Origin of the sequence: uncultured Aliiroseovarius sp. (assembly GCF_947497285.1) — a bacterium.
Lineage (GTDB): Bacteria > Pseudomonadota > Alphaproteobacteria > Rhodobacterales > Rhodobacteraceae > Aliiroseovarius.
This window is the reverse complement of record NZ_CANMFT010000005.1, coordinates 163,021-185,928: the sequence shown is the minus strand read 5'-3', so window position 1 is coordinate 185,928 and position 22,908 is coordinate 163,021. Positions and strand designations below refer to the sequence as shown.

Below are 22,908 nucleotides of genomic sequence, written 5' to 3'. Positions count from 1 at the left end.
GCTCGGTCGATAGAATAATAAACCCCGCGCGTTTTCTACGCCGCATCGAGGACGCGCAAAACCGGGGCATGACAGGGTAACGCGGCGGGACGATTACATGGATATCGCCTTTCTTCTGAACGGAGAGAGTGTGACTCTGCACGACGTGGATCCGAAACGAACCACGCTGGACTGGCTGCGCGAAACACAGGGACTGACTGGCACCAAAGAAGGCTGCAACGAAGGTGATTGCGGCGCTTGCACCGTCATGGTGACAGACGAAACCGGCGCCAAAGCAGTCAATGCCTGCATCTTGTTTCTTGGGCAGATTAATGGGCGCGCTTTAACAACTGTCGAAGGTCTGGCCACGCAAGACGACCTTCATCCGGTTCAGCAAATGATGGTCGAAGAACACGCCTCGCAATGTGGTTTTTGCACACCGGGCATTGCTGTGTCGCTGGCAACCGCGCAGTTGAATGGCAACAAAAACCATGACGACGTGCTGGCAGGCAATCTTTGCCGCTGCACCGGATATGCGCCAATCATACGCTCTGCCGACCGGGCTGCCAAAGCTCTGGTCCCAGAAGGCTTCGCCCCATTGGCCGGCAACTTGCCCGGCAGTGCTCAGGATCCTGACCCTGCCCGCCCCGCGACAATAGACGCGCTTGCGCAGGCTTTGATGACCACGCCACACGCAACCCTGATCGCAGGCGCAACCGATGTCGGGCTGTGGGCAACCAAGTCGCTGAAAGATTTGGGGCCAGTCGTTTTTATCAATGGCGTCAAAGCCTTGCACGACATCCACATAACCGATGAAAAAATCCGCGTGGGCGCGGGCGTCACCATCGAAGCACTTCGACTTGCGTTGGCGCCGTATCATCCGAATTTTTCGGAAATGTTGCGCCGCTTCGCCTCGCTGCAGGTGCGTAACGTTGCGACGATTGGCGGAAACATCGCCAACGGGTCGCCCATCGGCGACGCCCCTCCGGCCCTGATCGCGCTTGATGCCACTCTGCACTTGCGGCGCGGCACTGAAACCCGCGCGATTGATCTTGAGAGCTTCTTCATTGACTACGGCAAGCAGGACAGACGCCCTGGCGAATTCGTCGAAGCGGTATCCTTCAAACGCCAGCCCGATCGTCTGCGTGTCTACAAACTGTCTAAGCGGTTTGATCAGGACATCTCGGCGGTGCTGGGCGCTTTCAACATCTCGGTGTCGAATGGTGAAGTCGCCAACGCCCGCATCGCTTTTGGCGGCATGGCCGGCACCCCGAAACGCGCAACACATGTCGAAAACGCCTTGATTGGCCGACCCTGGACCCTTGACAGCGTGAAGGCCGCTTTGCCCGCCTTTGCACAGGATTTCGATCCAATGTCGGATATGCGCGCCTCGGCCAGCTACCGGTTGCAAGTGGCGCAGAATCTTCTTGTGCGGGCGTGGCATGACGACCAAGGCACCGCGACATCGGTGTTGGAGGTTCAGCCATGAGCGTCGGGAAGCCCCTTCCACACGATGCCGCCCGCCTGCATGTGACCGGCGCGGCGCGGTACGTCGATGACATTCCAACACCAGCAAATTGCCTGCACCTTGCCTTTGGCCTCAGCGACATTGCGCGCGGTGTCATCACCCATGCAGACCTGTCCGGCGTGCGTCAGGCACCGGGCGTGGTGGCTGTATTGACGGCGATTGATCTGCCGCATGCCAATGACGTATCGCCTTCGGTCCACGACGAACCTTTGCTTGCCAAAGGCGAGGTTTTTTACCACGGCCAACCGATTTTTCTGGTCGCCGCAACCTCGCATCTGGCGGCGCGCAAGGCGGCACGGCGGGCCAAGATCACCATCGATCCACGCCCCGCCATCCTGTCCATCGACGATGCCATAGCCGCCGACAGCCGGTTTGAGGGCGGACCAGTGGTCTGGGCACGCGGCAAGGCTGCCGAAGCTATCCATACGGCGCCGCATGTTTTCGACGGATCGGTTGAACTGGGCGGACAAGAGCATTTCTATCTTGAAGGTCAGGCCGCTTTGGCCGTGCCGCAGGAAGCTGGCGACATGCTGATCCACAGCTCGACCCAGCACCCGACCGAAATTCAGCACAAAGTTGCGGACGCCTTGGGCGTGCCGATGCACGGCATTCGCGTAGAGACGCGCCGCATGGGGGGCGGTTTTGGCGGCAAGGAAAGCCAAGGCAACGCCTTGGCGGTGGCCTGTGCCGTGGCCGCCAAACGCACCGGGCGGCCTTGCAAGATGCGCTATGACCGCGACGATGACATGGTCATCACCGGCAAGCGCCATGACTTCCGCATCACCTATCGCGTGGGCGTTGACGACGCCGGGCGCCTGCTTGGGCTTGAGGTCACACAGCTTGCACGCTGTGGCTGGTCGCAAGATCTGTCTTTGCCCGTCGCGGACCGTGCCATGCTGCACGCAGACAACGCCTATCATCTGCCGGCCGTCAGGATCGAAAGCCATCGACTGAAGACCAACACCGCCTCTGCCACTGCTTTCCGTGGCTTTGGCGGACCGCAAGGCGTGTTCGGGATTGAACGTATTTTGGACCACGTTGCCGCCAAACTTGATTTGGACCCGGTCGCCGTTCGGACGGTAAATTTTTACGACAACGGGCAGACAACGCATTACGGGCAAACGATTGAAGGCTTCCATATTCCCGCGATGACGATGGCCTTGCTTGATCGCGCCGACTTCGCCGCGCGTCGTGCCGAGGTTGATCGGTTCAACGCCGAAAACCCTATCCTCAAGAAAGGGCTGGCCTATTCACCGGTGAAGTTTGGGATCAGCTTCACGCTGACCCACCTCAATCAGGCCGGGGCTCTGGTGCATGTCTATCAGGATGGCTCGATCCATATGAACCATGGCGGGACCGAAATGGGTCAAGGCCTGTTCCAGAAGGTCGCCCAGGTTGCGGCAAGCTGTTTTGGAGTGTCGCTGGACGTCGTGAAGATCACTGCGACCGATACCGCGAAAGTGCCGAACACATCGGCGACGGCCGCATCTTCCGGGTCGGATTTGAATGGAATGGCGGTTCAGGCAGCCTGCATAACCATACGTGAGCGTATTGCCGCTTACCTCGCAGAAATCTGGCAGGCGCGCGCGTCCGAAATAACATTCACCGACGACACGGTGTCGGCTCCGAACGGTCAGAACATGTCGTTTGCCGCCGCAGCCAAGGCCGCCTATGAAGCGCGCATCAGCTTGTCAGCCACCGGGTTCTACAAAACACCGCGCATCACTTGGGACCGGGTGAAGGGGCAAGGGCGACCGTTTCTTTACTTTGCCCATGGCGTCGCGCTGAGCGAAGTGGTGATCGATACGCTGACCGGAGAAAATCGCATCCTGCGCACGGACATCGTGCATGACGCCGGTTCAAGCCTGAACCCCGCACTGGATATCGGGCAGGTCGAAGGCGGCTATGTGCAAGGCGCGGGCTGGCTGACCACCGAGGAGTTGGTCTGGGATACCAAGGGCGTGCTTAGAACGCATGCGCCGTCGACCTACAAGATCCCGGCCTGTTCGGATCGCCCGCGCGTCTTCAATGTCTCCCTTTGGGATCAGCCAAACCACGAAGACACCGTGTTCAGATCAAAAGCGGTGGGCGAGCCGCCCTTGATGCTGGGAATATCAGTCTGGCTGGCGTTGGCCGATGCGGTCGCCGCATGCGGCGAGGGGTATCACGACATGAACGCTCCGGCGACGCCCGAAGAAATACTGAAGGCCGTCGGCAGGGTCCGCACCGCATGAGCTTTGACCTCGCCCAGCTTGTTCACGCGATCAAACAGCACCGCAGGGTTGCCCGCGTCGTCGTCGCAGAGACCGCTGGGTCAACACCACGCGAGGTCGGCGCTGCGATGTTGGTCTGGGACACAGGCCAGATTGGCACGATCGGAGGCGGCGAGCTGGAACTGCGCGCCACGAAGGCCGCGCGCATCCAGTTGGTAGCGGACGCTGGATCAACCCTTGCACGCCTGCCGCTGGGGCCAGAGCTTGGTCAGTGCTGCGGCGGGGCGGTGACCCTTCTTACTGAAATCTTCACCGACCGTGACCAGCCAAAGCTTGAACAAGCACAGGTCTTCGCCCGCCCCGCCAATGGGCGATCCGTGTCACACTCCGCGACGCCCCTGCCCTCCATGCCGCTATCCGTCAAGCGCATCTTGGATCGCGCGCGCGCTCAAGGGCAGCGGCCATCTCCGAAACTGCTGCAGGGATGGATGATTGAACCGATATCCCACCCATCTGTGCCGCTTTGGATCTATGGGGCTGGTCATGTTGGTCGGGCGCTGATCAACGTCCTGTCCCCGATCGGTGACCTTGCGATCACTTGGGTCGACACCGGTCCGGACCGATTTCCGGCGGAGGTGCCCGCCTCTGTCACTTGCCTTCCCGCGGCAAATCCAGCTAACGCTGTTCGGTTTGCGCCGGACGACGCCCATCATCTTGTGCTGACCTATAGTCACAGCATGGACCTGGACTTGTGTCACACCATTCTGTCCAGACCCTTTGTCGGTGCTGGCCTTATCGGCTCGGCCACCAAGTGGGCACGGTTTCAGAAACGATTGACCGCGCTGGGCCATGGCACCGCGGACATCCAGAAAATTCAGTGCCCGATCGGTGATCCGGGTCTGGGAAAGACGCCCCAAGCCATCGCGCTAGGGGTAGCTTGCGCCTTGCTTAAAGGTGTATCAATAAACAATAAATCCAACAGGGGTGCTGCACGTGACAGGGGATACGCGCGAAAACGAAGCGCTACTGACACTTGACGGGCTGACCAAAGCCTATCCGGGAGTCATCGCAAACAATAAGGTTTCATTCTCGATTCTTCCAGGTGAAGTGCATGCTTTGCTGGGCGAAAACGGGGCCGGCAAATCCACGTTGGTAAAGATGATCTATGGCCTCGTCAAACCAGACGAAGGACGTATGATCCTGAACAACGCGCCCTTTTCACCAACAAATCCCGCAGCTGCGCGCAGTTCAGGCGTGGCGATGGTGTTTCAGCATTTCAGCTTGTTCGACGCGCTGAGTGTTGCGGAAAATATCGCCCTTGGAATGGACAACCCGCCGCATGCGCGCGCGCTGTCCGCCCGCATCCGCGAGGTAAGCAACGCCTACGGCCTGCCGCTTGATCCTGAGCGCGTGGTGGGCGACCTGTCCGCCGGCGAACGCCAGCGGGTCGAGATCATTCGCTGTCTTTTGCAAGACCCCAAGCTTCTGATCATGGACGAACCGACCTCGGTTCTGACCCCTCAAGAGGTCGACATCCTGTTTGAAACTCTTCGCAAGCTAACCGCCGAAGGAACCGCAATTCTTTACATTTCTCATAAGCTTGAGGAGATACGAAGCCTGTGCGAACACGCGACAGTGCTGCGTCTGGGTCATGTTGTCGACACCTGCGACCCGCGCGAGAAATCCGCGCGCGAACTTGCCGAAATGATGGTTGGTGACACGTTGCATGTGCCGTCGCGCGAAGCGGCCACCCCGGGTCCGGTCGTGCTTGCGATGAATGACGTATCGATGAAATCACCCAGCGCCTTCGGAACCAACCTACACAACATCTCGGTCGAGGTGCGCGCGGGCGAGGTGTTGGGCATCGGCGGCGTCGCAGGCAACGGGCAAGACGAACTTCTTGCGGTTTTGTCGGGCGAAGGACGCGCGCAAAGCGGCACAATCACGCTGGCGGGCGACGATATCGGAGCGCTCTATCCAAACGCGCGCCGCGCCCGTGGCCTTCTGACGGCGCCCGAAGAACGGCTTGGCCACTCTGCCGCGCCCGACATGAGCCTGACCGAAAACGCGCTTTTGACCGGCGCTGTGCGCAAACAGTTGGTTGACCGGGGCTTTCTGCGCTGGGGCAAGACAGAAGCATTCGCGAAAACGATCATTGCCGAGTTTGATGTGCGCACACCCGGGCCAGACAACGCAGCCGGGTCGCTGTCGGGTGGCAACTTGCAGAAATTTGTCATCGGCCGCGAGGTGCTGCAAGACCCCGAAGTGCTGGTGGTCAATCAACCGACATGGGGCGTCGACGCTTCCGCCGCCGCGGCGATCCGCCAGTCTTTGCTGGATTTGGCTCATCATGGGGCTGCAGTCATTGTCATCAGTCAGGATCTGGATGAGCTCATGGAAATCGCCGACCGCTTTACTGCCCTAAACGAAGGCCGGCTTGCCGACCCTGTCTCCACCCAGGGGTTGGATGTCGAAACGATCGGTCTGATGATGGGCGGCGGCGAACAGGAGACGGCAGCATGATCCATTTGGAAAAGCGCCCACAGCCATCGAAATTCTGGGCGGGCTTAACCCCTGTTCTGGCGGTCATCGCAACGATGATCGCGGGCGGGTTCATGTTCTGGATGCTGGGCAAGGCACCCCTTGAGGCGATCCGCACGATTTTCTGGGATCCCCTGTTTCACGAAACCTTTGGCCCATATTCGCGCCCGCAGCTTCTGGTGAAAGCTGCCCCTCTGATCCTGATTGCCGTCGGGCTCAGCCTTGGGTTTCGCGCGGGCATCTGGAACATTGGCGCTGAAGGCCAATACATCATGGGGGCCATTTGCGGGGCTGGGGTTGGGCTGGCTTTTTATCCGTCCGAAAGCATTCTGATCTTTCCCGCCATGGTTTTGGCGGGCGCGCTTGGCGGCTGGGCCTGGGCGATGATCCCGGGGCTTTTGAAAGTTCGCTTTGGCACGAACGAAATCCTCGTCAGTCTGATGCTGGTCTATGTGGCCGAAAACCTCTTGGCATCCGTAAGCCAAGGCCTGTTGAAGAACCCCGAAGGCATGGGTTTTCCCGGCTCACGCAACTTTCGCGATTTCCCCGCTGCCTATAACACCGAGCTGATCAGCGGCACAGGGATGCACTGGGGTGTGGCGGCAGCTTTCGTGGCCGTCATTTTCGCCTATGTGCTGCTGACCCGGCACATGTTGGGCTTTCAGGTGCGCCTGACGGGTGAAGCCCCCCGTGCCGCACGTTTTGCCGGGGTCAATCCGACCCGTTTGATCCTGTTCTGCCTTGGCACATCGGGGGCGTTGGCTGGGCTTGCGGGGCTGTTCGAGGTCTCTGGCCCCTCAGGGCAAGTCACCATCGACTTCAATTCCGGTTACGGGTTCACCGCGATCATCGTGGCCTTCCTTGGACGCTTGCATCCCATCGGCATCCTGCTGGCCGGGCTTCTGATGGCGTTGACTTACATTGGCGGAGAACTGGCACAACTGATGCTGGGCCTGCCCGGCGCGGCCATACAGATGTTCCAAGGCATGCTGATGTTCTTCCTTCTGGCGATGGACGTGCTGTCGCATTACCGCATCCGCTTCAACAAAACCGCGACGGCGTAAGGAGAACGACGATGGATCTTAGTCAAATCAACCCGCTTCTTCTTCTGGCGTCTTTGATGGTTGCAGCTACGCCAATCCTGCTGGCCGCCATTGGCGAAGCGGTGGTCGAAAAGGCAGGCGTTCTGAACCTTGGGGTCGAAGGCATGATGATAACCGGGGCTGTGGTGGGCTTCGCCATCGGCGTGAATACCGGCAGCCCCGCTGTGGGTTTTGTCGCTGCCGCCGTTGCCGGGGCCGCACTGTCGATGCTGTTTGGCGTTCTGGTGCTGTATCTTATGTCCAATCAGGTCGCCACTGGGCTGGGGCTGACCCTGTTCGGACTGGGCCTGTCATCGCTGATCGGCAAACCCTATGAGGGGATGAAAGCGCCCAGTATGGCCAAATGGGACATCCCGCTGCTCAGCGACATCCCGGTGCTTGGGCCCATCCTGTTTCGCCATGATCCCATGGTCTATGTCAGCCTGATCATCGTGACGGCCACGTGGTATGTGCTGACGCGCACCCGCGCGGGTCTGATCCTGCGGGGGGTTGGCGAAAACCACGATGCAGCCCACGCGCTGGGTTACAAAGTGGTGCGTGTGCGTCTGATGGCCATTGCCTTTGGCGGCGCGTGTGCAGGGTTGGGCGGGGCGTATGTCAGCCTTGTCCGGGTGCCACAATGGGTCGAAGGTATGACCGCCGGGGCCGGCTGGATCGCCCTTGCCATCGTCGTGTTCGCCAGTTGGCGGCCGTGGCGCGTGCTACTCGGGGCCTATCTGTTTGGCGGGATCACCGTGCTTCAACTGAACCTGCAGGCCGCGGGCGCCGCCATCCCCGTCGAGATATTGGCGATGAGCCCCTATGTCGTGACAATTCTTGTGCTTGTGGTTATCTCTTTGCGTGGCCAACACGGCGCGCCCGGATCACTTGGGCGCATCTTCCACGCGACGCACTAGGTTTCCCTTATGATCAAACCCGACATTCACGAGATCCTTGACGGACACAAGCCCTTGGGCCGCGTGAATGTTGGCCGCATCATGGACGGGTTGATCGTTTTATCTGCCGTCGCGATCGCGCTTGAAACCATGCCGGAATTGCCAGCCAACTTGCGCCGGTTGCTGTTCACGTTCGAGATCGGCTTGTTGGCCGTCTTTTCAGTCGAATACATTGTGCGTCTTGTGTCTGCCCCGCGCCCGTTGCGCTATGCATTCAGCTTCTGGGGAATCATAGATCTGCTGAGCATCGCACCGGCCATCGCGTTTCTGACCCCGCAGTGGCAGGTCGTTCGGACCTTCCGGCTGCTGCGTCTTGTGCGCTTGTTGAAGCTCTTTCGCGGCTCTCACGCGATGGAGCGCCTCGTGGTTGCTTTTGGGCAAGTCCGAGGAGAGCTGGCGGTGTTCGGCGTGATTGCTGGCCTGATGCTCTATGTATCTGCCGTGGGCATCTATGTGTTCGAACATGACGCCCAACCCGAGGTATTCTCGTCGATCCCAAACAGCCTGTGGTGGGCCGTCGCAAGCTTCACGACGGTGGGCTATGGCGACATGTTCCCGATCACGCCGGGTGGCCGGATTTTCACCACCTTCGTGCTGTTCATCGGGCTTGGCGTGATCGCCGTGCCGTCGGCCATCGTGACCGCCGCGCTGCTTGAAAGCGAAACAAATATTCAACGTCGTATCCGTGAGAACGCCGAAAACGGAGACGAGGGCGAACCCGAAACTGAAAACCCGAAATCTGCTCAATCCATCAAGGGAGAATGATATGCGTGCAGTAAAAACACTATTGGCCGGTGTGGCCTTGGCGGCTGGCCTGGCCGGTGCGGCCCAGGCCCAAGACAAGACAAAGGTCGGCTTTATTTTCGTCGGCCCCGTCGGCGACGGTGGTTGGACCTACGAACACAACCAAGGCCGTCTGGCCGTAGAAGAAGAGTTCGGCGATAGCGTCGAAACGATCTATCAAGAAAGCGTGCCGGAAGGTGCAGACGCCGAACGTGCGATCACGCAAATGGCGCTGGCGGGTGCAGACCTGATCTTCACCACGTCGTTTGGTTATATGGACGCGACCGTGGCCGTGGCCGAGAAGTTCCCGGACATCAAGTTTGAACACGCCACCGGCTATAAGACAGCGCCGAACGTGTCGGTCTATTCCGCACGTTTCTATGAAGGTCGCGCCGTTCAGGGCCATATCGCTGGCAAGATGACCAAGTCGAACGTCATCGGCTACATCGCGTCATTCCCGATCCCGGAAGTTATCCGTGGCATCAACTCGGCCTATATCCACGCCAAGAAGGTGAACCCGGACGTTCAGTTCAAGATCATCTGGGCCTACACTTGGTTTGATCCGGCCAAAGAAGCAGACGCCGCCAAAGCGCTGATCGAACAGGGTGCCGACGTGATCCTGCAACACACGGATTCGACCGCGCCGCAAGCCGCCGCGCAAGAAGCCGGGAACATCATCACCTTCGGGCAGGCATCCGACATGTCAGATTATGCGCCGATGCCGCGTGTGTCGTCGATCATCGACAACTGGGCACCCTATTACATCGCCCGCACCAAGGCCGTTATGGACGGCACATGGGAAAGCGTATCGACATGGGACGGCATCGGTTCTGGCATGGTTGGCATCGGCGAGATCACGGACGCCGTGCCTGCCGACGTGAAGGCCGAAGCCGAAGCGCTGCGTGACGCGCTGGGTTCGGGCGAATACCACGCCTTCACCGGCCCGCTGAACAAGCAAGACGGATCAGCCTGGCTTGCCGAAGGTGAGACCGCAGATGACGGAACACTGGCTGGCATGAACTTCTATGTCGAAGGCATCGAAGGTGAAATCCCCTCGAACTGATCACCAGATCGTAAGATCTGACGGGACCTCGCCTTCGGGCGGGGTCTTTTTTTTTGAAAGTGAAACTTTTAGCGACGGAACTTCGAAGGCATTCCGTTTAACGCATATATACATGAACGGAGCATATCATGCGCAAAACTTCCCTTCTCGTCGCCAGTATCGCCATTGCCTTGGCCTTACCAGCCATCGCCCAGAACCAACCTGGCGCTCACTTCCTTGAAAACTGGGATCTGGATGAAAACGGGTCCGTGTCGATCGAAGAGGTGCGCGAACGGCGCGGCGACATCTTCACCACGTTTGACACCAGCGAAGACGACATCCTGACCGCCGATGAATACGTCCAGTTTGATGAGGCCCGCGAGGCGGACATGCAGGAACACGGCATCGCGCAAGGCAAGGGTATGGGGCAAGGTGGCGGCAAAGGCATGGGCCAAGGCAAAGGCCAAGGTAAAGGCGGTGGCCAAGGTATGGGCCAGCAAAACGCCGCGATGTCCATGGCCCTTGAAAACGCTGACCTGAACGGCGACGGAGAGGTCACGCGCGCCGAGTTTCTTGAAGGCGTCGATCTGTGGTTCCCACAACAGGACCGAAACGGCGATGGCGTTCTGACGGCAGAAGACTTTGGTCGGATGTAGCGTGACCCGGCATTAGGTGCACAAAGTAAGGAAGGCTCTGATCGGATCAGGGCCTTTTCCTTTTTTAAGCCGCATGTCAGGGTCTGCGCACGGGGTTTCCCCCAAATGAATACGTAGGTCTGCGAGGCACGGGCATGGACGATTTCATCATTATTGGCGGAGGCATTGCAGGGGTATCTGCTGGCGCGCGCCTGTCGCAACTTGGCACTGTCACGCTTCTGGAGGCGGAAGGCGCGCTGGCCTATCATGCCTCTGGTCGGTCGGCGGCGGTTTTTGAACAAAGCTATGGCGCGCCCAGCGTGGTTGAGCTCAACCGGGCGTCACGCCAGTTTCACGAAACCGCAAATGGCGGCGTGCTCAGCCCGCGCGGGCTGTTGATCGTCGCACGTAAGGGGCAGGAAGACACGCTGGCGCAAGACCTTGTCGACATGCGGCTGGATCGGGTCACAGCGGACGAAGCATTGGCTTTGGTGCCGATCCTGAATTTGAAAAACTTTGCTGGTGCGGGCTATCACGCGGATGCTTGGGATATCGACACAGACCTTCTGATTCAGAATTTCGCACGCGATATCCGCGCCAACGGCAAAGTGGTCAGTGGCGCGAAAGTCACCAAGATCACACGGCTGCCAGACCGATGGGAGGTCACGACGCCCAAAGGCGTCTTCGCGGCAAGGTCGCTGGTCAATGCAGCCGGCGCTTGGGCGGACCAGATCGCAGCACTGGCGGGTATACCACCGATCGGCATTCAGCCCTATCGCCGCTCAATGGCGCGCATCCCGGCACCGGGTGGACGAGACGTCACAACATGGCCTCTGTTCATGGGGGCTGGCGAAAGCTGGTATGCAAAGCCCGATGCGGGCGCGTTAATCGTGTCGCCTGCCGAAGCTGACCCGATGGACGCTCACGACGCTTGGGCAGATGACATGGTTCTGGCGGAAGGCCTTGCGCGATACGAAGAGATGGTGACGGAGCCTGTCAATCGGATGATTACAAACTGGGCAGGGCTTCGCAGCTTTGCCCCCGACCGCAATCTTGTGATCGGACCTGCGCCTGAGGACGCGGATTTCCTTTGGTGCGCAGGCCAAGGCGGGTATGGCTTTCAAACCAGCCCTGCTGCGTCGCAGTTGTTGGCCGACTTGGTCACAGGCACGACGCCCGCTCTGGATCAAGCAATCGTGGCAACGCTTAGCCCCACGCGTTTCGCCTGATCAGCCAAGCAATACGTCCAGATGTTTCACGACCGAGCGTGCCAGCACATCTGGTTCATAGCCACCTTCCAGCATCGACACGATGCGTCCATCCGCAAACTCATCGGCCACCGCTTTTAGCTCACGCGTGACCCACTCATAGTCTGCATCGGTCAACTGAACACTGGACATATCATCTGCCACATGGGCGTCGAACCCGGCAGAGATGAAGATAAACTCCGGCTTGAACGCCTTTAGATGTGGCACCCAATGAGCGCTGACGGCGTCGCGAAATTCGGCGCTGCCCGCCCCGGCTGACAGGGGAATGTCGACAAGGTTGTCGTTTTCCTTCTCGTGCCCGGTGAAGGGGTAGAACGGATGTTGGAAGCTGGAACAGAACAGCACGCGATTGTCGGACTTGAAGATTTCTTCGGTGCCATTGCCGTGGTGCACATCAAAGTCGATGATCGCCACGCGAGACAATCCGTGACCATCCAGCGCATGAGCAGCGGCCACGGCAATGTTGTTGAACAGGCAAAACCCCATGGCCTTGTCGCGTTCGGCGTGATGGCCCGGCGGGCGCACCATGCAGAAAACCGGGTTCGCCTCTTTCGACATCACCAGATCGACGCCCAGAACGCCTGCACCGGCGGCGCGTTCGGCCGCGCGCAACGTGCCGGGGCTCATGACTGTGTCGCCGTCCACCTCGACGCTGTCCATCCCCTGCCCCGGTGCCAGGGCATAGACGCGATCCAGATAATCGCTGTCATGCACCCGTTGCAGCTGCGTGCGTTCGACAAGGGGCGCGTCGCGATGCTGCACCACATAGTCCATGCCAGACATGATCAACTGGTTATTGATCGCGTCCAGCCGCGCTTTGCTTTCGGGATGCAGAGGGCCTGCATCGTGGTTTCTACACTCCGCGTGCGAAATGATGGACAGCATCTGGTTTCCTCCTGAGCGTCTGGATCACAACCACCGTTCCACGATGACCACGTCACGGTCGTCAGGATCAGGGCGCTGGGTAAAGCCCAGCTCTTTCATCAAGCGCAACATGGGCGCGTTCTTCTTCAGCACCGTGCCTTCGATCACCTCAAGCCCATGGTCCTGCGCGGCGCCAAACAGCCCCTTCATCAGCTTCGTTCCAATTCCCTGATGCTGGATGCGGTCAGACACGACCACGGCAAATTCACAGCTTTTCCAATCGGGGTTGATCACATAGCGCGCAACGCCAACCTGCACTGAACGCCCGTCGATTTCAGCCATAGCGACCAGCGCCATCTCACGGCGATAGTCAATTTGCGTAAACTGGGCCAGCATTTCGGGGCTGAGTTCATTGACCGACCCCATGAAGCGCATCATCTTCGCCTCGTCCGACAGGTCGCGCATGAATTCCTTTTCGTTCTCTGCATCTTCCGGGCGGATCGGGCGGATCAACAAGGGCGTGCCATCGGACAGATAGGTCTCACGCGCAAGGTGGCGCGGATAGGGGTGGATCGCCATGTGGTCATAATGCCCATCACAAGCCGGGGGACGCGTGATCGAAATGCGCGCATCAACCACCAAGACGCCGTCTGGACCGGCGAACAGCGGGTTGATGTCCAATTCGACGATCTCAGGCAGTTCACTGACGATGATCGACACCCGTTTGAGCACGTCGATCAGCGCCGCCTTGTCCACCGGGTCATAGTCGCGAAAGCTGTCCAACGCCTTGGACACACGGGTCCGATTGATCAGCCGTTCTGACAGCACGGCGTTCAATGGCGGCAGCGCAACCGCGCTGTCTTTCATAATTTCGACCATGGTGCCGCCTGCCCCAAACAGGATCGTCGGTCCAAACACTTTGTCGCGGCTGGACCCGATCACCAGCTCACGGGCCTGACGCAACTGGGCCATTGGTTCAACCGTCACACCCGAGATCTGAGCCTCGGGAAGCGCCGCTTTGACGCTGTTGGTAATCTCGTGAAAGGCGCGCGAGACTGAAGCGGCATGCGCCACGTTGATCTTCACCCCCCCGACATCGGTCTTGTGCGATACGTCAGGCGACGAGATCTTCATGGCGACCGGAAAGCCCAGTGTTTCAGCCGCGACCAACGCATCTTGTGCTGTGCGCGCTTCGATCGTCATATTCACGGGGATGTTGAAAGCGCGCAAAAGCGCCTTGCTTTCGACATCCGACAGCATTTTGCGCCCTTCCGACAACGCGCTGGAAATGATCATGCGCGCACCGTCCAGATCAAGCCCCTTTTCAAAGGCGCGCGCGCGCGGCACTTCAAGTGACAGTCGGCGGTTGCGATGGTGTTGAGCCAGATAGGAAAAGCCCTCAACCGCCCGTTCGGGCGTATCGAATTCCGGCACGCCAGCTTTGGACAGCAGCGCACGGCCTTCGGCCACCGCGCTTTCACCCATCCAGCACGCCAAGACGGGCTTCTTGCGACGCACTGGCAGGGCATCAATGACGGCCTGAGCGGCGGCTGTCGCATCGGTCATGGCCTGCGGTGTCAGCATCACCAGAACGCCATCGTTTTCAGGGTCAGCAACAGCGGCCTTAACCGCCAGCGCATAAGCGTCTGCCGACGCATCACCCAGGATATCGACGGGGTTGGCGTGGCTCCAATAGGGTGGCAACAGCTTGTCCAACGCCTTGCTTGTTTCCGCAGAGAGCGGTGGCAATGACAGGCCCAAATCGCCCGCGCGATCTGCGGCAAGAACGCCCGCACCACCACCATTGGTGATGATGCATAGCCTATCGCCGGTCGTTTTCTTGGTGTTGGCCAAAAGCTCGGCGGCAGCGAACAATTGCCCAAGCGTGCTGACGCGCACAGCACCCGCCCGCTCTAACGCCGCGTCAAACACCTCATCAGACCCGATCAAGGCGCCGGTATGGGTGTGGGCGGCCTCGGAGCCTGCGGCGTGGCGGCCAGATTTCAGCACCACGACCGGCTTCAGACGCGCGGCGCGGCGCAAGGCCGACATGAAATTCGGCGCGTCCTTGATTCCTTCGATATATAGCAGAACGGCGTCCGTTTTCGGGTCATTGGCCAGATAGTCCAGCGTGTCGCCAAAATCGACATCGGTCGAGTTTCCCAGCGACACCATGGCCGAAAACCCGGAATGATGCGGCCCGGCCCAATCGGAAATCGCCGAGACGAGCGCGCCGGACTGCGAAACCAACGCCAGACGGCCCTTAGGTGTCGTAGACCGCAAGAAAGTGGCATCCAACCCGATCCACGGACGCACCAAGCCAACGCAGTTCGGCCCCATGAAGCGAATGTTGCCTTTGCGGGCGGCATGTATGACCTGCGCTTCGTAATCCTTGCCACGCCCATCGCCTTCGCTGAAACCTGCAGACAGGATGATAGCACTTTTCACACCCGCCTCGACGCAATCGCGCATGATGCCAGGCACAGTGCGCGCTGGTGTGGCGATCACGGCCAGATCGACTTCCTCGGAAAGGTCGGTGATGCGCGCGTGGCAGTCGGTCGACCCAATTTTCTGGTATTTCGGGTTGATCGGATAGATCGGCCCTTTGAACCCGCCTGCAACAAGGTTGGCATAGGCCATCGCGCCTACGGAATCGCCTGTCGGACTCGCGCCGAAAACAGCGATCGAGGTCGGATCAAACAGAGGGCTAAGGGGACTTTTGTCCATCGGAAACGGTCCTTCGCGCATGGATCACCTGACGGCTGACCCGGAAACTCTCCTCCTTGGGGATGTTCATAACGTCTTTGGGGCGGTCGTCTTTGATGTAACTCAATCTTCTGACACTGGGTCTGTGGCGTTTTCGATACCTTTTAGGATCGGACAATCCGGTCGCTGATCACCCGCACAGGCGCGCACCAGATCCGACAGCGTATCGCGCATGGCAATCAAGTCCTCTATCTTGGTCTCGATCTTGCCCAAGTGACCACGCGCAATGCGCTTTACATCGGCGCTTGCGCGCGATTGATCCTCGTATAATGCCAGCAGCGCGCGGCAATCCTCGATCGAAAAGCCAAGCGCGCGGGATCGAGCCAAAAAGGTCAGTTTGTGCAGATCCCTGTCTGAAAAGACGCGATACCCATTGCTGTCGCGCAGGGGTTTGACCAGGCCGATTTCTTCGTAATAGCGGATGGTCTTGGACGGCAGGTTCACCCGTTTTGCGGCTTGCGAGATATTCATGACGACTGCTCACTCAGGACAGGTCGCACATAGCTCAGCCGTAGGGCGTTGGTCACGACAAGCACCGACGACGCCGCCATCGCCGCCGCCGCAAGCATGGGCGACAACAATATTCCCCATGCGGGATACAAAGCCCCAGCCGCCGCTGGAATTAGGATCACGTTATAGCCGAACGCCCAAAACAAATTCTGCCGGATATTGGTCATCGTGCGGCGGCTGATCTGGACCGCGTTGGCAACCCCCGACAGGGCGCCTGAAGACAGCACAACATCGGCGGCTTCGATCGCGACATCCGTGCCGGTGCCAATGGCCAGACCCACATCGGCATGCGCAAGGGCCGGCGCATCATTGATCCCGTCACCGACAAAGGCGACCGACCCGTATTTCGCCTGCAACGCCTCGATCACAGCGACTTTGCCATCGGGCAACACCCCGGCGTCGACGCTCGCAATGCCAAGCTGATCGGCAATCGCGGCGGCTGTGGCCGGATCATCACCGGTGATCATTGCAAGCTCTTTTCCCATGTCTCGGAGTGCGGCAAGTGCTGCGGCGGCTTCTGGCTTGATGGGGTCAGAGACGCCGATCAGGGCGATCAACCGCCCATCAATTGCGGCAAAGAACACGGTATGCCCCCGGCTGCGCATCGCCTTGGCCTGATCAACCAGATCGCTAAGCGCAATACCTTCGCGGGCCATGAAGCTTTGTGACCCGATCAGGATATCGCGGTCCCCATTCCTGGCCCGCAACCCAAACCCCGTGACCGACTGGACATCGCTTACCGAGGCAGGGTCGACGCCGCGCGCTTCGGCGCCGCGTAATATCGCCTGCGCCAGCGGGTGTTCGCTTTGCGCTTCGGCCCCGGCGACCAATGACAAAGCCGCGTCAGGGTCCCAGTCATCGACCACATCAAAAGCCGTCAATTCAGGGCGGCCTTGCGTCAGCGTGCCGGTTTTGTCGAAAGCGATGACGCGCGCGGCTTGCAGCGATTGAAGCGCATCTCCGCTGCGAAACAGCGCGCCAAGCTGTGCCGCCCGTCCGGTGCCAACCATGATCGATGTCGGCGTGGCCAAGCCCATCGCACAAGGGCAGGCAATGATCAGCACAGACACCCCCGCAACCAACGCCAGACCCAAAGCAGGGTCAGGTCCGAATGCCAGCCAGATCAAAATAGTGATCGCCGCGATTGCCAGCACAATGGGCACGAACACCCGTGTGATACGATCCACCAGCGCCTGAATGGGCAGCCGTGCGCCTTGCGCGTCTTCAACCATGCGCACAATTTGAGCAAGCATCGTGTCCGGCCCCACGGCGGTGACCCGCGCTTTAAGCACCCCGGTCCCGTTCACCGTCCCACCAGTGACCGCGTCGCCGGGCGCCTTTGCCACCGGATCAGGTTCGCCCGTTATCATGCTTTCATCAATGAAACTTTCACCTTGGATAACTTCGCCGTCCAACGGAACGCGGGCGCCGGGGCGGATCAGGATGACTTCACCGGTCACGATCTGTGCAACCGGGCGTGTAATCGCGCGGCCGTCGGCTTCGACCACGGCCTCGCTTGGGGTCAGGGCGACCAGCGCGCGGATCGCTTCACCCGCTTGGCCTTTTGCACGGGCTTCCATCCAGCGACCAACCAAGATCAACACGATGATCACCGCAGCTGCCTCGAAATAGACATTCGCGGTGCCGGCGGGCAGCACACCGGGCGCCAGAACTGACACCATAGAATAAAGATATGCTGCCGAAGTGCCCAACGCGACCAACGCATTCATTTCAGGGGCGCCGCGTAACAGGGCAGGAATGCCCTTCGCATAAAACAGCCGTCCCGGGCCTGCCAGAACCATGCTAGTCAAGACAAGCTGGATCCAGTGCGAGGTGCCAAGTCCAATGGTTCGGGCTATCCAGTGGTGAAAGGCCGGAAACAGGTGCCCGCCCATCTCAAGAATGAACACTGGAGCGGTCAAAGCGGCCGCCAGCAATGCCTTGCGCTTGAGCGTTGCCGCTTCCTGCGCCTTGTCGCGTGGACCAGTTGATGGGCCGTCGTCGCGCGGTCGCGTGGGAAATCCTGCTTTCGTCACTTTCTCGGACAGGGCTTGAGGCGTTGTCGCCCCGGCCAGATAGGTGACAAACGCCCGTTCCGAGGCAAGGTTCACCCGTGCCTCAAGCACGCCGGGGATCGACGCAAGCATCCGCTCGACCCGGCCAACGCAAGACGCACAAGACATTGCACTGACATCCAGCACCACAGTGTCGCGCCGCGCTGGATAGCCTGCCCGATCCAACGCCTGAGCCATGCCACTTGGCGTCGCGGGTGCCTCAAATGACACGCGCACCGTTTCGGTCGCAAGATTGACAGGGGCATCCGAGACGCCTTCAACCCCCTCCAATGCGCGTTCAGCTCGACCGACGCAGGACGCGCAGGACAGGTTTTCAAGCTCCAAAGTCAATGTTTGTGCAGCGGTCATAGAGGAGACTCCGATCGTTCCTCTTGTAGATAGGGCTTCCAGTTACTGGAAGGTCAAGGGGGTGGCACAATGAAAAGCACATCCCGCTTGACCTGAGCGGGGCGAAGCGTATTCAGAAAGCTGGAATGCGCGCCCACCGAAAGGACAGCTTGATGGCTATTTTCCATGTTCCCGATATGAGCTGCGGCCACTGCAAAGCGTCGATTACCGCAACGCTGAACACCAATGGCGCTGACGCTTTAAGCTTCGACATGGAGGCGCGCACCGTTTCCGTAACGGGTATCGACACGAAAACCGTCATCACCCTGCTGGACCAGATCGGGTTTCCTGCGACGGTGGCATGAAGCCGCACCGGCGCGTGAAGGCCTAGAGCACGAAACACGCCACTTGTTGTCCGTTGCCGCGTTCCGTCAATGGCGGCTTTGATTGCGCGCATTCCGCGATGGCATGCGGGCAGCGCGTGCGGAACACACATCCTGAAGGTGGGTCAAGCGGTGAGGGTAGATCGGCATCAAGGATCAGAACTTCCTTGTTTTCATGCGCCTTGGGGTCGGGGATCGGAACCGCCGAGATCAACGCCTGCGTATAAGGGTGACCCGGCGCGCGATAGAGCTGCGCGGCCTCGCTGATTTCGACCACATTTCCAAGATAAAGCACCATCACGCGGGTCGAGATGTGCTTCACGACCGACAGGTCATGCGCAATGAAAATAAGGCTAAGCCCCATTTCTTCCTGAATTTCCATCAACAGGTTGATCACCTGCGCCTGAATGGACACATCCAGCGCTGACACCGGTTCGTCACAGATGATAAGTTGCGGCTTCACAATCAGCGCCCGCGCGATCCCGATCCGTTGGCATTGGCCGCCGGAAAACTCATGTGGGTAACGGTTGATCATGTTGGGCAGGATGCCCACACGGTCCAGCACCTCTCGCACCCGCTCTTTGACCTCAGAGGGCGACAGGTTGGGGTGGTGGGTTTTCAGAGGTTCGGACACGATCTGCCCAATTGTCATGCGCGGGTTCAAAGACGCCAGAGGATCCTGAAAGATCATCTGCATTTCCTTGCGGTGCACCCGCATGTCACGTTTGCTCAGGGTCAGAAGGTCATTTCCCAACCACAAAACCGTGCCAGCCTCGGACGGGACCATGCGCATGATGGCGCGGGCAAGCGTGGATTTGCCGCAGCCGCTTTCCCCCACGATCCCCAAAGTTTCACCCGGCATCAGATCGAAATCGACACCATCAACAGCTTTCAGCTTATCGGCCGCCGTCCAAGGCATCGCGCCTTGGGGTTTAACGTCAAACCAGACCTTCAGATCACGAACCGACAGCAGGGGGGATTGGTCGTTCATACCAGCTCCTCCAAGGATTTGAGGCACGCCCGGCGGCGCACTTTGCGCCCCACGACACCATCCAGTGTCGGACGCGTGGTGGAACAGCGTTCGTCAGCAAACTCACACCGCGGCGAAAACGGGCACCCTTTGGGCATGTTCATCATGTTGGGCGGGCTGCCGGGGATGGTCGCCAGACGCTCTGTTTCGATATCAAGCCGCGGCACGGCCTTCAGCAAGCCCATCGTATAGGGATGGGTCGGCATCTCGAACAGCCCCCGTGTGGTGCCGTATTCCATCTGCTGCCCGCCATACATGACCAGGGTTTCCCTGCACGATCCTGCAATGACGCCAAGGTCATGGGTGATCAGGATGATCGACATCCCGAAATCTTTTTTCAGATCATCAAGCAATTGCATGATCTGCGCCTGAACAGTCACGTCCAGTGCCGTTGTCGGTTCGTCCGCGATCAGAATATCCGGCTTGCACAGCAGGGACATGGCAATCATGACCCGCTGGCGCATCCCGCCCGAAAACTCGTGCGGATACATGGTGATACGTTTCTTCGCTTCGGGGATACGCACCGCGTCCAGCAGCTCGACCGATTGTCGCACGGCCTCAGATTTCGAAATGCCCTTGTGATGGGTCAGCACCTCGGCCATCTGGTCCGAGACGCGCAGGAACGGGTTCAGACAGGTCATCGGATCTTGAAAGATCATCGCGATCTTTTCGGCCCGGATTTTGTTCAGTTTGCTGGTCGGGATGTTCAGAATCTCGTCACCTGCCAGCTTCACGGACCCCGTCGCGTTGCCGTTCTGGGCCAGCAGGCCCATGATCGCAAACACCGTCTGGCTTTTGCCTGATCCGCTTTCACCAACGACGCCAAGCGTTTCACCGGCCTCAAGATCAAAGCTGATCTTGTCCACCGCGGTCACAGTCCCGTCGGTCGTGTCGAAATGCACGCTCAGGTCGCGTACTTCAAGAAGTGCCATATCGCAAAACCCCTAGCGGTCTTTCGGGTCCAACGCATCGCGCAGACCGTCACCGATGAAGAAGAAACAGAAGATTGTGACCACAAAGAAGAAGAGTGGGAAACCCAGATGCCACAACGTCCCATAGTTCATGCTTTTCACGCCTTCCGAAATCAGCGCGCCCCAGCTGGTCAGCGGCTCTTGCACGCCAAGGCCGAGGAACGAAATGAAGCTTTCGGTCAGGATCATGGTCGGCACCAGAAGCGTCGCATAGACCACGACCACACCCAAAAGGTTGGGCACGATGTGGCGCAGGATGATCCGCCATGTCGGCACACCAATGGCTATGGCGGCTTCCACGAATTCGCGGTTCTTGATCGACAGGGTCTGGCCGCGCACGATGCGGCTCATATCAAGCCAGGCCGTCAGCCCGATGCCGACGAAGATCATCGTGATTGACCGACCCGCGACGACCAGCAGCAGGATCAGCACGAACATATAGGGGATCGACATGAAGATATCGACCAGACGCATCATGATCGAATCGACACGTCCCCCGATGAAGCCCGCCGTCGCCCCGTAAAGCGTGCCGACCAAAACCGCGATCACGGCGCCGACAATCCCCACCGCCAGCGAAATGCGGCTGCCCTGAACGACCCGGTTGTAAAGGTCACGACCGTTCTCATCGAACCCGAAGAAATGGCCGTTCTCGATCGAGGGGCGACCCGCCTCTTTCACGTTGCCAAGGATGTCCCAGTCGATGGTTTCATTGTCAAATTGGCTGAGGCTCTGGCCAAACAGGGAAAAGAGCACAATCAGCGCCAATGCGACCACTGACACCATGGCCGCTTTGTTGGACAGGAAACGCGCGCGCGCATCTGCCCAAAGTGACCGGCCCTGAACCTCTTGTTCCAGCATGCCTTGCGCCATTTCGGCGGTTTTCGCCTGCTGGAATGGTTGTGCGAGTTTGTCTGTCATGTCGCGCTCCTCACAACCGGATTTTCGGATCGATCCACGCGTATAGGATATCAACCACCATGTTAAACATGATCGTCATGGATCCCAGCAAGATCGTCAGGCCCATCATCACCGCATAGTCGCGGTTGAAGGCCGAGTTTACGTAGAAATAGCCAATGCCACCCGTGCCAAAGATCGAGTCAATGATGAACGAGCCTGTGACCATGCCGACAAAGGCTGGTCCAAGATACGATATCACTGGCAACAGTGAGGGCTTAAGTGCGTGGCGCCAGATGATCGTGCGATCAGGCAGCCCCTTGGCACGTGCGGTTCGGATGAAGTTCGATCGCAGCACCTCTAGCATCGAAGACCGCGTAAGACGAGCGATCGACGCCATATAGGACGTGGACAGGGCGATCACCGGCATCACCAGATATTGCCATTGACCGCCATTCCAGCCGCCACCCGGCAGCCAGCCAAGCCAGAGCGTGAAGATCAAGATCAGGATCGGCGCCATGACGAAGTTCGGCAAGACCTGTGCACCGATCGTGACGCCAACGGCGAAGTAATCCAGCATGCTGTTCTGGCGGATCGCAGCGGACATTCCAAGGATGCCGCCGACCACAATCGCAATCACAAACGAGATGATGCCGTAGGTCAGCGTGACCGGGAAACCCTGCGCGATAATGTCATTCACCGACCGGTCTTTGTATTTGTAGCTCGGGCCAAAATCGAACTGTGTGATGATGCCAATGACATAATCCCACAGTTGCTTGAGGATCGGCTGATCCAACCCGTATTTTGCTTCGATATTGGCAAGGACCTGCGGCGGCAGTGGGCGTTCAGATGTGAACGGCCCGCCTGGCGCGGTCTGCATCAACCAGAACGAGGCAATCAAAAGAATGATGAGTGTCGGGATCGCGACGGCAACCCTGCGTATGATGAAATTTAGCATCTTTTCCCCGTGAGATGCGGCGCTGAGTGATCCTGACTGGTTCTCCCCCCTGACAGGACCCGGCCACGTGCCAGATCGGGCGTCTATCGCAAGAGTTGGGCGA

The 22,908-nt window shown here is 59.3% G+C and carries 19 protein-coding genes; 11 read left to right on the top strand and 8 right to left on the bottom strand.

The features are described from left to right. The first annotated feature begins 97 nt into the window (after positions 1-97). The 10 genes from xdhA to Q0864_RS11020 all read left to right on the top strand — a co-directional run bounded on the left by xdhA (position 98) and on the right by Q0864_RS11020 (position 11,988). On the top strand, positions 98-1,468 hold the full coding sequence (xdhA, locus tag Q0864_RS11065) for a xanthine dehydrogenase small subunit (protein ID WP_298569265.1): 1,371 nt from the start codon (positions 98-100) through the stop codon (positions 1,466-1,468). Further along, positions 1,465-3,741 (top strand): xanthine dehydrogenase molybdopterin binding subunit, encoded by a 2,277-nt coding sequence (xdhB, locus tag Q0864_RS11060; protein WP_298569262.1) that lies wholly within the window; start codon positions 1,465-1,467, stop codon positions 3,739-3,741. Before xdhA ends, xdhB begins: the two co-directional genes overlap by 4 nt. Then, positions 3,738-4,757, top strand: a complete 1,020-nt coding sequence (gene xdhC / locus Q0864_RS11055; RefSeq protein ID WP_298569259.1) for a xanthine dehydrogenase accessory protein XdhC — start codon at positions 3,738-3,740, stop codon at positions 4,755-4,757. Before xdhB ends, xdhC begins: the two co-directional genes overlap by 4 nt. After that, a complete protein-coding gene (locus tag Q0864_RS11050) occupies positions 4,714-6,243 on the top strand; it encodes an ABC transporter ATP-binding protein (protein ID WP_298569256.1) in 1,530 nt (509 codons plus the stop codon). Before xdhC ends, Q0864_RS11050 begins: the two co-directional genes overlap by 44 nt. Beyond that, positions 6,240-7,325, top strand: coding sequence for an ABC transporter permease (locus Q0864_RS11045; RefSeq protein WP_298569254.1), 1,086 nt, complete (start codon positions 6,240-6,242; stop codon positions 7,323-7,325). The genes Q0864_RS11050 and Q0864_RS11045 overlap by 4 nt, the downstream gene beginning before the upstream one ends. 11 nt (positions 7,326-7,336) lie before the next feature. Beyond that, entirely contained in the window at positions 7,337-8,260 is a 924-nt protein-coding gene (locus Q0864_RS11040) for an ABC transporter permease (RefSeq protein WP_298569252.1), read from the top strand. Positions 8,261-8,269: 9 nt separating this feature from the next. Continuing rightward, positions 8,270-9,064, top strand: coding sequence for an ion transporter (locus Q0864_RS11035; RefSeq protein ID WP_298569250.1), 795 nt, complete (start codon positions 8,270-8,272; stop codon positions 9,062-9,064). Between the two features lies 1 nt (position 9,065). Beyond that, the gene (locus Q0864_RS11030; protein WP_298569247.1) at positions 9,066-10,145 is read left to right on the top strand and encodes a BMP family ABC transporter substrate-binding protein; all 1,080 of its coding nucleotides are present in this window, start codon (positions 9,066-9,068) and stop codon (positions 10,143-10,145) included. 128 nt (positions 10,146-10,273) lie between these two features. Continuing rightward, positions 10,274-10,780, top strand: coding sequence for an EF-hand domain-containing protein (locus Q0864_RS11025; RefSeq protein ID WP_248367594.1), 507 nt, complete (start codon positions 10,274-10,276; stop codon positions 10,778-10,780). A 134-nt stretch (positions 10,781-10,914) separates the two neighbouring features. Further along, the gene (locus Q0864_RS11020) at positions 10,915-11,988 is read left to right on the top strand and encodes an FAD-binding oxidoreductase (RefSeq protein WP_298569242.1); all 1,074 of its coding nucleotides are present in this window, start codon (positions 10,915-10,917) and stop codon (positions 11,986-11,988) included. Here the strand turns inward: Q0864_RS11020 and Q0864_RS11015 are convergent, their stop codons facing one another. From Q0864_RS11015 to Q0864_RS11000, 4 genes are all read right to left on the bottom strand, one after another. Continuing rightward, entirely contained in the window at positions 11,989-12,912 is a 924-nt protein-coding gene (locus tag Q0864_RS11015; RefSeq protein WP_298569240.1) for a histone deacetylase family protein, read from the bottom strand. A 24-nt stretch (positions 12,913-12,936) separates the two neighbouring features. Beyond that, a complete protein-coding gene (locus Q0864_RS11010; RefSeq protein ID WP_298569237.1) occupies positions 12,937-15,618 on the bottom strand; it encodes a bifunctional acetate--CoA ligase family protein/GNAT family N-acetyltransferase in 2,682 nt (893 codons plus the stop codon). Between the two features lie 102 nt (positions 15,619-15,720). Beyond that, on the bottom strand, positions 15,721-16,128 hold the full coding sequence (gene cueR, locus Q0864_RS11005) for a Cu(I)-responsive transcriptional regulator (protein ID WP_298569234.1): 408 nt from the start codon (positions 16,126-16,128) through the stop codon (positions 15,721-15,723). Beyond that, the gene (locus Q0864_RS11000; RefSeq protein WP_298569231.1) at positions 16,125-18,590 is read right to left on the bottom strand and encodes a heavy metal translocating P-type ATPase; all 2,466 of its coding nucleotides are present in this window, start codon (positions 18,588-18,590) and stop codon (positions 16,125-16,127) included. Before Q0864_RS11000 ends, cueR begins: the two co-directional genes overlap by 4 nt. A 152-nt stretch (positions 18,591-18,742) precedes the next feature. Between Q0864_RS11000 and Q0864_RS10995 the strand changes: the two genes are divergently transcribed. Then, positions 18,743-18,934 (top strand): heavy-metal-associated domain-containing protein, encoded by a 192-nt coding sequence (locus Q0864_RS10995; RefSeq protein WP_298569228.1) that lies wholly within the window; start codon positions 18,743-18,745, stop codon positions 18,932-18,934. A gap of 22 nt (positions 18,935-18,956) precedes the next feature. Here the strand turns inward: Q0864_RS10995 and Q0864_RS10990 are convergent, their stop codons facing one another. Genes Q0864_RS10990 through oppB form a run of 4 tightly spaced genes read right to left on the bottom strand, consistent with a single transcriptional unit; the run spans position 18,957 to position 22,805 of the window. Then, a complete protein-coding gene (locus Q0864_RS10990) occupies positions 18,957-19,943 on the bottom strand; it encodes an oligopeptide/dipeptide ABC transporter ATP-binding protein (protein WP_298569225.1) in 987 nt (328 codons plus the stop codon). Beyond that, entirely contained in the window at positions 19,940-20,914 is a 975-nt protein-coding gene (locus Q0864_RS10985; RefSeq protein WP_298569222.1) for an oligopeptide/dipeptide ABC transporter ATP-binding protein, read from the bottom strand. Before Q0864_RS10985 ends, Q0864_RS10990 begins: the two co-directional genes overlap by 4 nt. Before the next feature lie 12 nt (positions 20,915-20,926). Next, a complete protein-coding gene (locus tag Q0864_RS10980) occupies positions 20,927-21,823 on the bottom strand; it encodes an ABC transporter permease subunit (protein WP_298569509.1) in 897 nt (298 codons plus the stop codon). A gap of 58 nt (positions 21,824-21,881) precedes the next feature. Next, a complete protein-coding gene (gene oppB, locus Q0864_RS10975) occupies positions 21,882-22,805 on the bottom strand; it encodes an oligopeptide ABC transporter permease OppB (RefSeq protein WP_298569219.1) in 924 nt (307 codons plus the stop codon). Between the last annotated feature and the right edge of the window lie 103 nt (positions 22,806-22,908).

Bases quoted from the DNA above. Each gene is read 5' to 3' on its own strand.
- xdhA (WP_298569265.1), top strand. From the start codon at position 98: ATGGATATCGCCTTTCTTCTGAACGGAGAGAGTGTGACTCTGCACGAC.
- xdhB (WP_298569262.1), top strand. From the start codon at position 1,465: ATGAGCGTCGGGAAGCCCCTTCCACACGATGCCGCCCGCCTGCATGTG.
- xdhC (WP_298569259.1), top strand. From the start codon at position 3,738: ATGAGCTTTGACCTCGCCCAGCTTGTTCACGCGATCAAACAGCACCGC.
- Q0864_RS11045 (WP_298569254.1), top strand. From the start codon at position 6,240: ATGATCCATTTGGAAAAGCGCCCACAGCCATCGAAATTCTGGGCGGGC.
- Q0864_RS11040 (WP_298569252.1), top strand. From the start codon at position 7,337: ATGGATCTTAGTCAAATCAACCCGCTTCTTCTTCTGGCGTCTTTGATG.
- Q0864_RS11035 (WP_298569250.1), top strand. From the start codon at position 8,270: ATGATCAAACCCGACATTCACGAGATCCTTGACGGACACAAGCCCTTG.
- Q0864_RS11030 (WP_298569247.1), top strand. From the start codon at position 9,066: ATGCGTGCAGTAAAAACACTATTGGCCGGTGTGGCCTTGGCGGCTGGC.
- Q0864_RS11025 (WP_248367594.1), top strand. From the start codon at position 10,274: ATGCGCAAAACTTCCCTTCTCGTCGCCAGTATCGCCATTGCCTTGGCC.
- Q0864_RS11020 (WP_298569242.1), top strand. From the start codon at position 10,915: ATGGACGATTTCATCATTATTGGCGGAGGCATTGCAGGGGTATCTGCT.
- Q0864_RS11015 (WP_298569240.1), bottom strand. From the start codon at position 12,912: ATGCTGTCCATCATTTCGCACGCGGAGTGTAGAAACCACGATGCAGGC.
- Q0864_RS11010 (WP_298569237.1), bottom strand. From the start codon at position 15,618: ATGGACAAAAGTCCCCTTAGCCCTCTGTTTGATCCGACCTCGATCGCT.
- cueR (WP_298569234.1), bottom strand. From the start codon at position 16,128: ATGAATATCTCGCAAGCCGCAAAACGGGTGAACCTGCCGTCCAAGACC.
- Q0864_RS11000 (WP_298569231.1), bottom strand. From the start codon at position 18,590: ATGACCGCTGCACAAACATTGACTTTGGAGCTTGAAAACCTGTCCTGC.
- Q0864_RS10995 (WP_298569228.1), top strand. From the start codon at position 18,743: ATGGCTATTTTCCATGTTCCCGATATGAGCTGCGGCCACTGCAAAGCG.
- Q0864_RS10990 (WP_298569225.1), bottom strand. From the start codon at position 19,943: ATGAACGACCAATCCCCCCTGCTGTCGGTTCGTGATCTGAAGGTCTGG.
- Q0864_RS10985 (WP_298569222.1), bottom strand. From the start codon at position 20,914: ATGGCACTTCTTGAAGTACGCGACCTGAGCGTGCATTTCGACACGACC.
- Q0864_RS10980 (WP_298569509.1), bottom strand. From the start codon at position 21,823: ATGGCGCAAGGCATGCTGGAACAAGAGGTTCAGGGCCGGTCACTTTGG.
- oppB (WP_298569219.1), bottom strand. From the start codon at position 22,805: ATGCTAAATTTCATCATACGCAGGGTTGCCGTCGCGATCCCGACACTC.